The organism is Polaromonas hydrogenivorans (assembly GCF_040105105.1).
Taxonomy (GTDB): domain Bacteria; phylum Pseudomonadota; class Gammaproteobacteria; order Burkholderiales; family Burkholderiaceae_C; genus Polaromonas; species Polaromonas hydrogenivorans.
Map to the genome: position 1 here is coordinate 72,983 of NZ_CP157675.1, position 14,055 is coordinate 87,037.

15 protein-coding genes are annotated in these 14,055 nt (G+C 63.7%); 9 read left to right on the forward strand and 6 right to left on the reverse strand.

The annotated features are described in order from the left end of the window. Nucleotides 1-2: 2 nt before the first annotated feature. Both ABLV49_RS00375 and ABLV49_RS00380 read left to right on the forward strand, forming a co-directional pair. Nucleotides 3-1,019 (forward strand): AsmA-like C-terminal region-containing protein, encoded by a 1,017-nt coding sequence (locus ABLV49_RS00375; RefSeq protein WP_349279611.1) that lies wholly within the window; start codon nucleotides 3-5, stop codon nucleotides 1,017-1,019. Nucleotides 1,020-1,138: 119 nt separating this feature from the next. Beyond that, the gene (locus tag ABLV49_RS00380; protein ID WP_349279613.1) at nucleotides 1,139-1,519 is read left to right on the forward strand and encodes a hypothetical protein; all 381 of its coding nucleotides are present in this window, start codon (nucleotides 1,139-1,141) and stop codon (nucleotides 1,517-1,519) included. A 39-nt stretch (nucleotides 1,520-1,558) separates the two neighbouring features. Here ABLV49_RS00380 and ABLV49_RS00385 read toward each other — a convergent pair whose 3' ends face one another. Beyond that, on the reverse strand, nucleotides 1,559-2,845 hold the full coding sequence (locus ABLV49_RS00385; RefSeq protein ID WP_349279615.1) for a solute carrier family 23 protein: 1,287 nt from the start codon (nucleotides 2,843-2,845) through the stop codon (nucleotides 1,559-1,561). A gap of 77 nt (nucleotides 2,846-2,922) precedes the next feature. After that, nucleotides 2,923-4,071, reverse strand: coding sequence for a PilT/PilU family type 4a pilus ATPase (locus ABLV49_RS00390; RefSeq protein ID WP_349279617.1), 1,149 nt, complete (start codon nucleotides 4,069-4,071; stop codon nucleotides 2,923-2,925). A gap of 241 nt (nucleotides 4,072-4,312) precedes the next feature. Between ABLV49_RS00390 and ABLV49_RS00395 the strand changes: the two genes are divergently transcribed. The 7 genes from ABLV49_RS00395 to ABLV49_RS00425 all read left to right on the forward strand — a co-directional run bounded on the left by ABLV49_RS00395 (nucleotide 4,313) and on the right by ABLV49_RS00425 (nucleotide 11,176). Next, nucleotides 4,313-5,572: an RNA-guided endonuclease InsQ/TnpB family protein gene (locus tag ABLV49_RS00395; protein WP_349279619.1), complete on the forward strand. Its 1,260-nt coding sequence runs from the start codon at nucleotides 4,313-4,315 to the stop codon at nucleotides 5,570-5,572. A 33-nt stretch (nucleotides 5,573-5,605) separates the two neighbouring features. Further along, nucleotides 5,606-6,850, forward strand: a complete 1,245-nt coding sequence (locus tag ABLV49_RS00400) for an efflux RND transporter periplasmic adaptor subunit (protein ID WP_349279621.1) — start codon at nucleotides 5,606-5,608, stop codon at nucleotides 6,848-6,850. Between the two features lie 18 nt (nucleotides 6,851-6,868). Beyond that, complete coding sequence (locus ABLV49_RS00405) at nucleotides 6,869-8,131, forward strand: ABC transporter permease (protein ID WP_349279623.1); 1,263 nt, start codon at nucleotides 6,869-6,871, stop codon at nucleotides 8,129-8,131. Nucleotides 8,132-8,201: 70 nt separating this feature from the next. Further along, the gene (locus ABLV49_RS00410; RefSeq protein WP_349279625.1) at nucleotides 8,202-9,389 is read left to right on the forward strand and encodes an ATP-binding protein; all 1,188 of its coding nucleotides are present in this window, start codon (nucleotides 8,202-8,204) and stop codon (nucleotides 9,387-9,389) included. A gap of 50 nt (nucleotides 9,390-9,439) precedes the next feature. Further along, nucleotides 9,440-9,601 carry a hypothetical protein gene (locus ABLV49_RS00415; RefSeq protein ID WP_349279626.1) on the forward strand — a complete coding sequence of 54 codons (162 nt, stop codon included), beginning with the start codon at nucleotides 9,440-9,442 and terminating at the stop codon, nucleotides 9,599-9,601. 114 nt (nucleotides 9,602-9,715) lie between these two features. Further along, a complete protein-coding gene (locus ABLV49_RS00420; RefSeq protein WP_349279628.1) occupies nucleotides 9,716-10,249 on the forward strand; it encodes a hypothetical protein in 534 nt (177 codons plus the stop codon). Between the two features lie 231 nt (nucleotides 10,250-10,480). Further along, nucleotides 10,481-11,176 (forward strand): ABC transporter ATP-binding protein, encoded by a 696-nt coding sequence (locus tag ABLV49_RS00425; RefSeq protein ID WP_349279630.1) that lies wholly within the window; start codon nucleotides 10,481-10,483, stop codon nucleotides 11,174-11,176. 97 nt (nucleotides 11,177-11,273) lie between these two features. Here the strand turns inward: ABLV49_RS00425 and yidD are convergent, their stop codons facing one another. The 4 genes from yidD to ABLV49_RS00440 form a co-directional block, all read right to left on the reverse strand. Further along, nucleotides 11,274-11,705, reverse strand: a complete 432-nt coding sequence (gene yidD / locus ABLV49_RS25975) for a membrane protein insertion efficiency factor YidD (RefSeq protein ID WP_415838121.1) — start codon at nucleotides 11,703-11,705, stop codon at nucleotides 11,274-11,276. A gap of 45 nt (nucleotides 11,706-11,750) precedes the next feature. Further along, nucleotides 11,751-13,169 (reverse strand): sensor histidine kinase, encoded by a 1,419-nt coding sequence (locus ABLV49_RS00430; RefSeq protein WP_349279632.1) that lies wholly within the window; start codon nucleotides 13,167-13,169, stop codon nucleotides 11,751-11,753. Next, complete coding sequence (locus ABLV49_RS00435; protein WP_349279634.1) at nucleotides 13,166-13,573, reverse strand: molybdopterin-dependent oxidoreductase; 408 nt, start codon at nucleotides 13,571-13,573, stop codon at nucleotides 13,166-13,168. The genes ABLV49_RS00430 and ABLV49_RS00435 overlap by 4 nt, the downstream gene beginning before the upstream one ends. 117 nt (nucleotides 13,574-13,690) lie before the next feature. Further along, the gene (locus ABLV49_RS00440) at nucleotides 13,691-13,930 is read right to left on the reverse strand and encodes a hypothetical protein (protein ID WP_349279636.1); all 240 of its coding nucleotides are present in this window, start codon (nucleotides 13,928-13,930) and stop codon (nucleotides 13,691-13,693) included. Nucleotides 13,931-14,055 lie beyond the last annotated feature (125 nt).

The window sequence follows — 14,055 nt, forward strand, 5'->3', positions numbered from 1 at the left end:
AGGTGGACCTGGCCGTCGTGCAGGGCGCCGTGCTGCCGCAGCTTTCACTGGGCGGACTGGGCCGCAAGTCCGCAGCGGCGGGGGCGGGGGCGGGGGCTGGGCCGGCGCGCGCATTCACGCTGGATGAGGTGCCGCTGGCGCGCATCGAGTTTGGCGAGGTCACCTGGATTTCGCGCCACGGCGTCCGCGTGGTGTACGAAGGGGAGGCGGATTTCGATGCCGCCTGGCGGCCGCGCACGGCCCGGCTCCGCCGCCCGGAAACCAGTCCGCCCGCCGACCTGACGCTGGTCCGCCAGGGCCGGGACGACCGCTGGGAAGTGCGCAGCCGCATCGGCGGCGGAACGGCGGATGGCGAGCTGCAACTGCACACCAGCGACCAGGGCGGCCTGCGCCTCACGGGCCAGCTCCAGCCGCGCAATATCGAGGCGGCCAGCGCCTTGCAGGCTTTCAACCGCAGCGCCATCATCGCGGGCAAGGCGTCGGGCGAAACCCTGCTCTCGGCCAGCGGCGATACGGCGGATGAGCTGGTCCGGTCGCTGCACACCACCACGTCGTTCAGCATGGGCCGCTCGACGCTGCTGGGCTTTGACCTGGACAAGGCCATCCGCAGCCTCGGCCAGGCGCATGCGGGGCAAACCCCGCTGGATTCCGTCACCGGCCAGATCGACACCCAGAACACACCGCAAGGCATGGTGGTGACCATCAACCGGCTGCAAGCCCGCTCGGGCGCATTCAGCGCCTCGGGCAAGGCGCGCATTGCCGACCGGCGGATCCAGGCCGAGCTGGCGGTTGACCTGGTCGATGGCGTGGTCGGCGTGCCCTTGACCCTCAGCGGCCCGCTGGAGAAGGTCCAGGTGTCGGTGCCGGCCAGCGCCCTGGCGGGCGCCGCCGCCGGAACCGCCGTGCTGCCGGGCATCGGCACGGCGATAGGCGCGCGCATCGGAGCGGCCATCGGCAAGCTGTTCGGTTCGGAGCCCGAGCCCGCCGCCAGGCCGCGTCCCGCGCCCGGCCACAAGTGACGCAGCCATCGCCGGCGCTGCGGTTTTGCCGCTGTCTGTCGGACAAGGCCCTGAAAAGCATGTTTTTACAGGCCTCTGCTAAGCTTTATGCCTTCATTCAACGATTCAACACCCCGACCATGTCACAGCACCCGACCGCCTTGTTCACGCCTACCTCGCTGGAGCGTGCGCTGGACCAGAATGAAGCCATCCAGGAGACGGTCGAGCAGTCGGCCGCCGAGTTGTGCGTGATCAACGCGGTGCTCCAGCAGGAAGTGCCGGAGCATGTCAAGACCGGCGATGTGGCGCAGGCGCTGCAGAAAACCGATGAACTCGAAAGCCGGATTCAAACCTCCGCCGAGAACCTGGAGCAGGTCAACCAGGCGCTGAAAGAGGAAATCCAGGTGCGCGCCGACCTGGAGCGCCAGCTGGCCGCGACCCAGGCCGAGCTGGACCAGGTGCAGAACTCCGCGCAAAACAACGCGCAGGCCGGCGCGCAGGGCCGCTCGTCCTCCTGCTAAGCAGCCGCCGGACCGGCCGGCGCATGCGCTTGAGGCGGTTTATTTCCTGCGGTTGAGCAGCGCATGCAGCAAGATGGCGCCAAAGGTCGCGGTGCCAATGCCGCCCAGCGCAAACTGGCCGAACTTCAGCGTGAAGTCGCCGGTGCCCAGCACCAGCGTGATGGCGGCCACCAGCAGGTTCTTGTTGTCCGAAAAATCCACCCGGTTGTCCACCCAGATCTTCGCGCCCGCCACCGCGATCAGGCCGAACACCACGATGCTCACGCCGCCCATCACCGGCAGCGGAATCGCCTGGATCAGCGCGCCGAACTTGGGGCTGAAACCCAGCGCCACCGCGATCAGCGCGGCGAACACGAACACCGCGGTCGAATAAATCCGGGTCGCCGCCATCACGCCGATGTTTTCGGCATAGGTCGTCACGCCGGTGCCGCCCAGGCTGCCCGACACCATGGTCGCCACGCCGTCGCCGATGAAGGCGCGGCCCATGTAGCGGTCCAGGTTCTTGCCGGTCATGGCCGTCACCGCCTTGATGTGGCCGAGGTTTTCGGCGACCAGGATGATGACCACCGGAACAATCAGCAGCATGGCGCTGGCGCTGAACACCGGGGCGGTAAAGCCCGGCATGCCGAACCAGTCCGCCTTCGCCATGCCCGAGAGGTCAATCGGTTTGCCCAGCCCCAGGCCGTTGGTCAGCAGCGCATAGACCAGCGACGAGGCGATCAGGCCGATCAGAATCAGGAGGCGCTGCAGCATGCCGCGCGCCAGCACCGCCACCAGCGCCACGCTGACGAAGGTGACGACCTGCATCCACGCGTCAAAGTTGCTGGCCGCCATATTCTTGACCGGGACGCTGGCCAGGTTCAGGCCGATGACCGCCACCACGGCGCCGGTGACCACCGGCGGCATGAAGCGTTCGATCCAGCGCGTGCCGACCGCCTGCACCAGCGCGCCGATGGCCGCATAGACCGCGCCGCAGGCGATGATGCCGCCCAGCGCCAGGCCGATATTCGCATTCGACCCCTTGCCGGCATAGCCGGTGGCGGCGATCACCACGCCGATGAAGGCAAAGCTCGACCCGAGGTAGCTGGGCACCTTGCCGCCGGTGACGGCAAAAAAGATCAGCGTGCCGATGCCGCTCATCAAGATGGCGATGTTGGGATCGAAGCCCATCAGCAGCGGCGCCAGCACCGTCGAGCCGAACATCGCAATCACATGCTGCACGCCCATGAGTGCCGTTTGCGGCCAGGGCAGCCGCTCGTCCGGCCCGATGACCCCGCCTTGGCGCAGCACCGCGCTGCTTTTTTCCGTCCAGTCCAGCATGCCCATCAATCGCTCCCGTTGTATCAGTGGGCGCAATGCTAAAGGCTAAAGGGCGCGCGGCGGGCGGGCGCCCGTTCTATGCATCAGTCGCGCAGCACCTGCAGGGCTTCGGTGTCGGGGCGGCGTCCGGACGCCAGCCGGATGCGCAGCGACAGGTCGGTTTTCGAGTCGGCATGCTCGATGGCCTGCTCGTGCGTGATGTCGCCGCGCACATACAGCTCGTACAGCGACTGGTCGAAGGTGGCCATGCCCAGCTCGACGCTCTTGGCCATCACCGCCTTGATCTCGTCGGTCTGGCCCTTCTGGATCAAATCGGCGACATAGGGCGACAGCAGCATCACCTCGACCGCCGGAACCCGCTTGCCAGCCGCGCCCGCCAGCAGGCGCTGGCCGACGACGCCCTTGAGGTTGAGCGACAGGTCCATCAGCACCTGGCGCTGCGCGGTTTCCGGGAAAAAGTTCAGCACGCGCTGGATCGCCTGGTTGGCATTGTTGGCATGCAGCGTCGAGACGCACAGGTGGCCGGTTTCGGCATAGGCCATGGCGTGCTGCATGGTCTCGCGGTCGCGGATTTCGCCGATCATGATCACGTCGGGCGCTTCGCGCATGGCGCGGCGCAGGGCTTCGTCGAAAGAGCGCGTGTCCAGCCCGACCTCGCGCTGGTCAACGATGCATTTCTTGTGGCTGTGCTCGAACTCCATCGGGTCTTCCACCGTCAGGATATGGTCGCTGGCCATGTTGTTGCGGTAGTCCAGCATGGCCGCCAGCGTGGTCGATTTGCCCGAGCCGGCCGCGCCCACCACCAGAACCAGGCCGCGCTTGAGCATGGCCAGCGTTTTCAGAACCGGCGGCAGTTTCAGCGATTCGAGCGTCGGAATCGTGCTGTTGATGTGCCGCACCACCACTGCCACCTCGCCGCGCTGGCGGAACACATTGACGCGAAAGCGGCCCAGCGCATCCATGGCAATCGCCAGGTCGCACTCCAGATCGGCCTCGAACTCGCGAACCTGGCTGTCGCGCATCACCGAATACGCCAGTCGCTTGATGTGGGTTCCCGTCAGCGGCGGCTCGGGCAGGCGGCGTATCCGGCCCTGGATCTTGAGCGAGGCGGCCACCTCAGCCGACAGGAAAAGGTCGGACGCGTCATGGGCCACCATCAGCGCCAGGTAGCGCCCGAGGTCATCGGGATCGGACGAAGATGGGGATGGGGCGGCTGGGGAGGGTAGTGGCATGGTGGATTCCAGGAGAGTCGCTTCAGTTTACGCCGCCGCCCTGCCGTAGCGCGCCGGCAAGTTTCACCAATTTCCACAAGAAGCCCCGGCCTTCAGGCCTGGGAGGGATAGCGGGCCAAGCACAACGGTTCGATGCCGTTTTGCTTGGTGATTTCTGCTTCATCCTTTACGCTCGTGTGGAATGTCTACTTTGCGCGCCTATCGATTCCAGCTTCGCTGCAAGCCAGAGCAAGAAAGAGCTTTGCGGCGCAGTGCAGGTTGTGCACGCTGGATCTGGAACCAGGCGATCTCCGAGCAGCGCCGGCGCTATGCCGCTGGCGAAAAATACGCCGGCTACGCCGAGATGTGCAAATGGCTGACGACCTGGCGCAACGCGCCTGAGACGATTTGGCTGTCAGAAGCACCCATTCCTCCGCAGCAGCAGGCGCTCAAGCGCCTGCATGAGGCCTACCAGCGCTTCTTTGCCAAGGCTGGGGGCTATCCGAGCTTCAAGCGCCACGGCGAGGAGCCCGGCCTGCGATTTCCCGCTGCGGCGCACTTTCAGATCGACCAGCCCAACCAGCGCATCAAGGTCATGAAGCTGGGCTGGCTGCGCATCAAGCAGAGCCAGGGGATCAACGGAACGCCCAAGAACCTCTCGCTGAGCAAGGAAGGCGCGCGCTGGTTTGCAAGCATCCAGGTCGAGCTTCCAGATGTCTTGCCAGCGGCTGGGTTGGAACCCAGCCTGGCCATTGACGTCGGTTTGACGGTGTTCGCCGCCACGAGCGCCGGCGTCAAAATCAAGCCATTGCTGGCGCTCAAGCGCCAGGCCCGGTATGTGCGTCGGGCGCAGAAATCAGTCAGCCGCAAAGTCAAGGGATCGGCCAATCGCAAGAAGGCCATTTGCAAGCTCGGCGACCTGCACAGGCGCATTGCGCGCCAGCGCGAAGACTGGCTGCACAAGCTGACGACGGAGTTGGCCGACCGACATCCGGTCATTGCGATCGAAGACCTGCGGATCAAGAACATGTCGGCCAGCGCCAAGGGAACGAAGGACGCTCCCGGCAAAAACATCCGCCAGAAGGCAGGCCTGAACCGTTCGATTCTGGACGCCGCCTGGGGCGAGTTCGGCCGGCAACTCCAGTACAAGCTGCAGTGGCGCGGCGGCCAGCTGGTGCTGGTCGAACCGGCTTACTCAAGCCAAACGTGTGCCGCATGCGACCATGTGGCGGCGGAGAATCGCAAATCTCAGGCGTTGTTCAAGTGCGTGGCCTGTGGCCACGCTGAAAACGCCGACATCAACGCCGCGCAGGTGCTCCTGCAGCGAGCGAAGGAACAATGGGCCGCGGGGCACGCGGCACAGGCTGGAGAATCTTCTCCAGCCACGGCCTGTGGAGAGGTGGTCAGACGTCGGCCAGCGCGCAAGCGCTCCGATGCAGCCTCTGTGAAGCAGGAATCCACCGAAGTTTTGACACGAACGATCTCGCTCATGTCAACTCAGCAGGAATCCCGGTCTCTTTAGGGCCGGGAGGATGTCAACTGCTACGCTTACCGCATGAAACCTCTTTTCAAATGGGGCGTTGGCGCCTTGCTGGTGCTGGCCATCGCTGGCGCTGCCGTGCTGGCCAGCCGGCGCGGCACGCCGGTGCAACTGGTGTCGGTGGCGCGCACCGGCATCGTGCAGTCGGTCGTCGCCACCGGGCGGCTCAACGCCCCGGCGCGCATGGACATCGGCGCCGAAGTCACCGCCACGGTGCTCGAAGTGCGCGTGCGCGAAGGCGACCGCGTCAAGGCCGGCGCGCTGCTGCTGCGCCTGTCGGACGCCGAAGCCCGCGCCGCCTTGCAGCAGGCCAGCGCCGCGCTGACGGAAGCGCGCGGCCGCGCCACCCAGCAGGCGACGGTGGCCGCGCCGGTCGCTGGTCAAGCCGTGGTGCAGGCCGAAGCCGCGTTCACGTCCGCCGAGCGCGACCATCAGCGCGCCCGCGAACTGGTGGCGCAGGGCTTCTTTTCGCAGCAAAAGCTCGACGATGCCCGGCGCGCGCTCGACACGGCCAGAAGCGCGCTGCAGTCGGCCCGGGTGCAGGCCCAGGCCAACCAGCCCAGCGGCGTCGAGCGCACGCTGGCCGCATCGCGCGTCGATCAGGCCGTCGCCGCCGTTGAGATTGCGCAGGCGCGACTGGCGCGACTTAGCATCGCCAGCCCGGTCGATGCCGTCGTGCTGACGCGCAGCGTCGAGCCCGGCTCCATGGCCCAGCCCGGCCATGTGCTGTTGACGCTGGCCGCGCAGGGCGGCACGCGCATCGACGCCAATGTCGATGAAAAAAACCTGCGCCTGCTGACCCCCGGCATGCCCGCCAGGGCGGTGGCCGACGCCTACCCCGGCCAGTCCTTCGATGCGCAGCTGAACTACATCGCCCCGGCGGTCGATCCGCAGCGCGGCACGGTCGAGGTGCGGCTGGCGGTACTCAGCCCGCCGCCCTTTTTGCGGCCTGACATGACGGTGTCGGTCGAACTGGTGGGCGGCCTGAAAAAGGACGCGCTGGTGCTGCCTTCGGGCGCGGTGCGCGACGCCGACCGCGAAGCGCCGTGGGTGCTGGCGCTGCAGGACGGACTGGCGGTGCGCGTGCCGGTCAAGCTGGGGCTGCGCGGCGTCGGTTCCATTGAAATCACCGAGGGCTTGAGAGAGGGCGACGCCATCATTCCCCAGACCGAAAAAGCCATCGCCGGCGACCGCGTGCGGCCCGGCCCGGTGGTGGCCCCTAGCAAGGGCATGGAAACGCCATCCTTCATCTCACGCTGACCTGAACCGTAAAAAACCATGCTTTCACGCCACCGCCCCGCCCTGAGTTCCTGGACCCGCTGGATGCCGTTCGAGCTGCTGGTGGCGCTGCGCTTCTTGCGCGAAGGCCGCATGCAGAGCGTCTTGATCCTGGCCGGTGTGACCGGCGGCGTGGCGGTCATCATATTTTTGACCCAGCTCATCAACCAGCTGCAATCGACCATCATCGACCGGGTGCTGGGATCGCAGGCGCATGTGGTGATCCGGCCGCTCGAAGAAGTTACGCAGCGCGTCGTCACGCCCAGCGAAGACCGCGCCGTGGCCGCCGTGGTGCAGCCGCGCGACCAGCGCCTGCGCTCGGTCGATCAGTGGGAGCGCATCGCCGGCCTGGCCGCCGCCACGCCCGGCGTGCTGGCGGTGTCGCCGGTGGTCAGCGGCCCGGCCTTCGCGTCGCGCGGCAACAGCAACAAGAGCGTGGCGCTGCTCGGCGTGCAGCCCGACGCCTACCGGCGCGTGGTGCGCATGGACGACTACATGACGCGCGGCCGCTTCGACGTGACCGGCACCAATGCATTGATCGGCACCGACCTGGCGAGCGACCTGGGCGTGACCGTGGGCGACAAGCTGCGCGTGACCAGCGCCAGCGGCCGCACGGAAACGCTGGACATCACCGGCCTGTTCGACATGGGCAACCGCGACCTGAACCGGCGCTGGGTGTTCGTCACGCTGAAACTCGCGCAGACGCTGCTCGACCTGCCCGGCGGCGTGTCCAACATCGACCTGACGGTGAAGGATTTGTTCGGCGCCAACCAGGTCGCCGACGCCCTGCGCGCCCAGACCGGCCTGACGGTGGACAGCTGGATGCAGACCAACTCTGGCCTGCTCAACGCCCTGAGCAATCAGACGGTGTCGAACAACCTGATCCGCAGCTTTGTCGTGATCATCGTGGCGCTCGGGATTTCCAGCGTGCTGGTGGTCAGCGTGGTGCAAAAGCAGCGCGAGATCGGCATTCTGCGGGCGATGGGCGCGGGGCGGCGGCGCATCATGACGGTGTTTTTGCTGCAAGGCGGGCTGGTCGGGCTGGCCGGCTCGGTGCTGGGTTCGGCGCTAGCCTTCGGCCTGCTGGTGGTGTTTTCGCACGTCTTCAAGAGCCCCGACGGCGGCTCGCTGTTTTCAGCGCAGCTCGACCCGATGCTGGTGCTGCTGGCGTCGGTGGTGGCCTGCGGCGTGGGGCTGGCGGCGGCAGCGATACCGGCGCGGAGTGCGGCGAGGATGGACCCGGTGCAGGCGATTCGGGCGTGAGGTTTATAGTGAGTTTTGATAAGTTATCAAATTATTGTAATTTTCATAATATTGCAATAAACTTATTTTCATGGACCCTATTCGAAACCCTTTTGCCCCCGGTGCTGGCACCCCGCCGCCGGAACTTGCCGGCCGTGATGAATTGCGCGAGTCACTTCGCGTAGCACTTGAGCGCGCCAGGATTGGGCGCCCGGCCAAGAGTGCCATGCTGGTCGGACTGCGCGGCGTCGGCAAGACGGTACTGCTTGATCGCGTACGTGAAGATGCCGAGGCGGCCGGCATCCACACGGTCAGAATCGAGGCGCCTGAAGGGCGTTCCCTTCCAGCGCTGCTTGCGCCGCAACTTCGCCAGGCGCTCTTGCGCCTGAGCCAGATTGAGGCCGCCAAGGAGATCGCGGTGCGCGGGCTGCGTGCATTGGCGGGGTTCGCCAGCAAGCTCAAGGTCACTTTCGGCGACATCGAGGTCGGCATCGACTACGCCCCCGAACCCGGCCTGGCAGACAACGGTGACCTTGAGCATGATCTGCAGGCGCTGTTCGAGCAAGTCGGCCTGGCGGCGAAGTCGGCTGACACTGCATTGGCCATCTTCATCGACGAGTTGCAGTATGTCGAAGAGCCGCAGCTGGCGGCCCTCATCACTGCGATGCACCGCACCGAGCAGCGCAGGTTGCCCGTTGTATTGGTGGGCGCCGGCTTGCCCCAGTTGCGTGGCCGGATGGGCAATGCCAAGTCCTACGCGGAGCGGCTGTTCGATTTTCCGACCATCGGACCGCTTCCTCCGCAAGCTGCCGGCCTTGCGATAGAAAAGCCGCTGCGTGACGAAAGTGTTCGCATCACGCCCGAGGCCTTGAGCCAGATTCTGCAAATCACCCAGGGCTACGCTTATTTTTTACAACAGTGGGGCAGCCACACCTGGCGGGCAGCGAAGGCCTCTCCGATTGATCTGGATGCGGTGACTGCCGCTTCGGTGACGGCGATAGCGGCCATGGACGAGAGCTTTTTCCGGGTACGTTTCGACCGGCTGACGCCCAAGGAGAAGAAATACCTCCGTGCAATGGCCGAATTGGGCGAGGGGCCGCACAGGTCAGGCGATATTGCGGCCTGCTATGCCGCGAATGTTTCATCACTGGCCCCGACGCGCAGTTCGCTGATCGCCAAGGGCATGGTGTGGAGCCCCAATCACGGCGACACGGCGTTCACCGTGCCCATGTTTGACGCGTTCATGAAGCGGACCATTCCGGGGAACGACTGGCGTTAGCTGGGTGTTGGCTCGGTGCTGGCTCGGCGCTGGCCTTCGGCCTGCTGGTGGTGTTTTCGCATGTCTTCAAAAGCCCCGACGGCGGCTCGCTGTTTTCGGCGCAGCTGGACCCGATGCTGGTGCTGCTGGCGTCGGTGGTGGCCTGCGGCGTGGGTCTGGCGGCGGCGGCGATACCGGCGCGCATGGACCCGGTGCAGGCGATTCGGGCGTGAAGGCGCGGTGGTAGGGACACGGCTAGACAACCGGCTTGCAGCGAGAAATGACATTCAGGTGCGTGGTCCACTGGTCTGTCTATAGTAAAACAACATGAAACGCTGGGAAATCCTATGGCATGCATCCTCAAATTGGCCGGCCTTACGCTCTTAACGCTCGGGCTGGCTCAGTCCGGACTAGCTTCCGAAAGCCTCTGCTCGTCGGATGAGTTCGTTTACTTTAGCTGCCGGGCAGCGAGCAAGACTATCTCGTTGTGTGGCTCCAAGGAACTCGGCGAGAACCTTGGTTATTTGCAGTACAAGTACGGCACGCCAAAGAAAGCAGACCTGACTTTTCCAACACAGAAAATTGCACCAATCGGCGTGTTCGTAAAGGACTTCCAACTATGGAGCCACGGTGGGTATGAATCATCGATTAGCTTCACAGTTGGTGAATACCTGTATTCCGTCTACTCAGCTTTGCAACTTGGATCAACGGAGAGCATGAATGAAGATCGAACTGGTGCATATGGCCCGAGAGCAGGTGTTCGCGTGTACCGTCGAGATCATCTCGTGCGAGACATTAGATGCCGAGACGAAGATGTGATGCAAAACGACCCTAGAGACATCGATGCAAGCTTGCCGGCCTCTCTGAAGCCCAAGGAGTGAGCCTTACAGAAGTGCATTGTCGCGCTCTCGCATACTGCTTGATGCTCTCCTATCCCGATTGAACGACCACTGTCTGGAAATTTGAAAGTCGGCTTGTAGTCTCAAGCAGCCTTCCGATTCCCAAGGCTCAAAAGCCAGCTTCTGACCCATCCCAGTCCCGCAGCGACGAGCTTCAGATACCGCAAGTCGAGGCTTAGCCATCAGAACTCATGCCATCACAATACAAGACGCATGACCACCCCACCCGCCCCCATCCTGCGCCTGGCCGACATCCGCCGCAGCTACAACGTCGGCACGGAGGTCGAAACCGAGGTGCTGCACGGCATCTCCTTGAGCCTACAGCCCGCCGAGTTCGTCGCGCTCAAGGGGCCGTCGGGTTCGGGCAAGAGCACGCTGCTCAACATCATCGGCCTGCTGGAGCGGCCGACTTCCGGCACGCTGGAAATCGCCGGGCAATTCACGCAGTCGCTCGACGACGCGGGCCTGACGCAGCTGCGCGGCGCGACCATTGGCTTTGTGTTCCAGTTCCACCACTTGCTGCCGGCCTTCACCGCGCTGGAAAACGTGCTGCTGCCGTTCATCATCGCCCACGGCACCGCCACGGCTGAGGCCGAAGCCAACGCGCGCGAACTGCTGGCCCGCGTCGGCCTCAAGGGCGCCGAATACAAGCGCCCCGGCGAACTCTCGGGCGGCATGCAGCAGCGCGTGGCGATAGCGCGCGCGCTGTCATTGCGGCCGCGCCTGATCCTGGCCGACGAGCCGACCGGCAACCTGGACACGGTGTCGGCCGACGAGGTGTTCGGCCTGCTGCGCGAGTTCAACCGCGACCACGGCAGCGCCTGCCTGATCGTCACCCACGACCCGCGCCTGGCCGCGCGCTGCGACCGCATCATCGAGCTGGTCGATGGGCGGCTTGTGGCGGGTTGATTGCTATTGATTTAGTAGCTGTCTGCGCATATGCAGTGTGCGCGGAAGGCCTGAATGATGCTTGAAATTCATTGCGGCCCGAGTCTTCGCCACCCTTTCATTGAACCCGGCCTCCGCGCACCGCCCTGGGCGGAATGTACACAGGCTTTTCTTCCTTCCCTGATTTTTTGGACCGACTCCAGTCGCCACAGTCGCCCGGACAATCGCAAGGGCAATCGCAAGGGCAATCGCAGTCAGGCATTTCAAGGTCGCACGGCAGATCGCAGGACGCATCGCAGAACCCGGCCTGGCCTTTTGGCACCTTGGGAAAGGCTGGATGCAGCTTGTGGGCGGCGCGGCAACGCTCGAATCGGCTTCTCAGGGTTCCCAGGCCGCGCCAGATTCCAAAGCGGCGAATGGCCCGGTAACCGAGGACGGAGCAACTTTGGCATCCGGTGTGAACCCGGTAGGCGCAGGAAAAGCCCTTGGATGGCGAAAGGTGGCGCTGGTAGAGGGTGATCGCGCGAAGCGCCAGGAATCGCAAAGGCATGGGGTATCGGGGTGTTGTCTATCGAATTTCAGGGCTGTGCGGCGCCTAACGATCAGCGTTCAACGTGAAATAGAACACCGCGCCTTCGCTTTCCTTGCCTTCGGCCCAGACTCGGCCGCCATGCCGCTCGATGACACGTTTGACGGTGGCCAGGCCGATGCCGGTTCCCGCAAAATCCAAAGGCGAGTGCAGCCGCTCAAAGGTGCCAAAAAGCTTCTCGGCGTAAGCCATGTCAAAACCGGCGCCATTGTCCTTGACGAAATAGACGGTTTCGTTGGCGGCTCCCGCCTTGCTGCCAACTTCGATCTGTGCCAGTGGGCGCTTGGACGTGAATTTCCAGGCATTGCCCAGCAAGTTCTGCATCACGACCAGCAGCTGGCGCCCATCGCCAGTGACCAGCATCTCGTCCTGGATGCGTATTTGCGCCTGGCGGTCCGGATCGCGTTCCTGGCACTCCTGCGCCAGGCGCCTGGCGATGGCGGTCAGATCGACCTGGTCGATCTGCAGCCTGTCGCGCGACAGCTGGGCCAGGGAAAGCAGGCCATCGATCAGTTCGCCCATTTGCCGCACTCCGGTGCGAATCCGGTTCAGGTAGTGCGTTCCTTTGTCGCCAGCCTTGTTCCCGATGATTCGCTCCAGCAAATGGCTGAATCCATCAATCGTTTTCAAGGGAGAACGAAGGTCGTGCGAAACCGAATAGGAGAACGCTTCGAGTTCCTGGTTCGCCGCTTCAAGCTGGGCGGTGCGCCGGCGTACCCGTTCTTCAAGTTCGCTGTTGAGCAGGAGAATTTCGTCCGTGGCCCGTCCCAGCTCATGGCTGCGCTTTTCAAGCGAACGAACCTGGCGAATCAGCAGGGCCGCGAAAGCCAGCGTCAGCAAGCCCTGAAAGATGGTCAACGCAATGCTGATATGAACTTGTTCGCGCGCGGCGGCGTTGCGATTGCTGATGGTTTTCACCATGACCTCGGTGGTCAGCAAGGACATGTCATGGATGGGTTCGCCAAGCGGCTCCGCCTCGCTCAACAACTGCAAGATCACTTCCGGTGTCAGGGCCGGGTGCGAATTTTCTGAAAGGAAAGCATCGGCGCGAGCGATGAATTGCCTGATCAGCCTCACGGTGCGCCCATGCTCTGGCAGAGGCGCCACAAAGGGGCTGATCCGCATGGACTGCACCAGCGAGACGCGGCTGACAAAAATTTCGTAGCGCTCGCGCAGTGCCTCGGGCTTGATGTTCCGGGGGTAGCGCTCTGCCTGGCGCAGGCTGTCGCGAAGCGCCAGGAACTCCTGTTCAAGCTGGAAGAAAACCCAGGAAATATTCTCTTCGTTGTAGAAGATCGTGCTGTCGATCTGTTTGCTCTGGCGCGTTTGTACCCAGCCTATCGCCATAAATACTGCAATCAGAACGACTGACACGGCCCGCGCCCAGCGGGCCGATGACACCGCGCGCCTGCGGGCTTCGGTCACTGGACTTCAAGGGTGCGAAGCTGCCAGGCCGATCGGCTGTAGTAGCGCGCCGAGTGAAGCTCGGTGTCGGTGTCGAACGGGTAGATGATGAACAGCGGCCCCTTGTCCCGGATCGCCATGGGCTGGTCGTTCATCAGGCGCGCCAGGATCACCGTGAACTGCCGTGTATCCGTGACGGGAATCTCGACCTTGAAATTGTTCAACGCCACGGCCTTGAGGGTTGTTCCCTGCGCGCCAGCGGCGGCCAGCACGTCACGCAACAGCGGTCCGGTGAACTTTTTCGCCTCTTTGTACCAGGGGTTGCTGGTCGTGAAGCTGTGCTGGGGCAAGGCCGCCAGCATGTCCATGTCGAAGTCGGCGTGGTCGCCGGCGTTTTTGAACTCGATGTTGCCGCTAATGGACAAAACAACCCTTCCTTTGGGGGCCTCCAGCGCATGGGATGAACCTGCCAGGAGCAAGGCTGCGGCGCCCAGAAGGCAGTGTCTGCGACTCAGGTTTGAAAACATGGAATTCCTGTTTTTTTATTTTGGCAAAAATGTGCCGTCTTGAAAAACCGTGTGTTCAAAGTCTGAAAAATCATCAGCAGACTGTCGAAAAATGTCGCGTTTTGTCAAGTTAACATGAAAACGCTTACAAGAGCTTGAACCGCCAGGCGATTTTTGCTGCCCGCCAAAATAATGCACAAAACCGGCCATTCCAGTCGTGTGCCCCGTCGCCAGGGACTGCTGACCAGCGTTCGGCACACGCTGCTGCCGGGTCATCTTGATGCTATTGTTTTGATAGCTTATTGTGCAAGCTGGACGTGCGCAAGGGCACGAAATGACCTGATTAGATACTTGCCTCAGATAATAAAAACCGTCATTCCCGCGAAGGCGGGAATCCAGTG

What these genes read in the sequence shown, in the direction of transcription:
- ABLV49_RS00380 (WP_349279613.1), top strand. Translation starts at nt 1,139, where the DNA reads ATGTCACAGCACCCGACCGCCTTGTTCACGCCTACCTCGCTGGAGCGT.
- ABLV49_RS00385 (WP_349279615.1), bottom strand. Translation starts at nt 2,845, where the DNA reads ATGGGCATGCTGGACTGGACGGAAAAAAGCAGCGCGGTGCTGCGCCAA.
- ABLV49_RS00390 (WP_349279617.1), bottom strand. Translation starts at nt 4,071, where the DNA reads ATGCCACTACCCTCCCCAGCCGCCCCATCCCCATCTTCGTCCGATCCC.
- ABLV49_RS00400 (WP_349279621.1), top strand. Translation starts at nt 5,606, where the DNA reads ATGAAACCTCTTTTCAAATGGGGCGTTGGCGCCTTGCTGGTGCTGGCC.
- ABLV49_RS00405 (WP_349279623.1), top strand. Translation starts at nt 6,869, where the DNA reads ATGCTTTCACGCCACCGCCCCGCCCTGAGTTCCTGGACCCGCTGGATG.
- ABLV49_RS00410 (WP_349279625.1), top strand. Translation starts at nt 8,202, where the DNA reads ATGGACCCTATTCGAAACCCTTTTGCCCCCGGTGCTGGCACCCCGCCG.
- ABLV49_RS00420 (WP_349279628.1), top strand. Translation starts at nt 9,716, where the DNA reads ATGGCATGCATCCTCAAATTGGCCGGCCTTACGCTCTTAACGCTCGGG.
- ABLV49_RS00425 (WP_349279630.1), top strand. Translation starts at nt 10,481, where the DNA reads ATGACCACCCCACCCGCCCCCATCCTGCGCCTGGCCGACATCCGCCGC.
- yidD (WP_415838121.1), bottom strand. Translation starts at nt 11,705, where the DNA reads ATGCCTTTGCGATTCCTGGCGCTTCGCGCGATCACCCTCTACCAGCGC.
- ABLV49_RS00440 (WP_349279636.1), bottom strand. Translation starts at nt 13,930, where the DNA reads ATGACCCGGCAGCAGCGTGTGCCGAACGCTGGTCAGCAGTCCCTGGCG.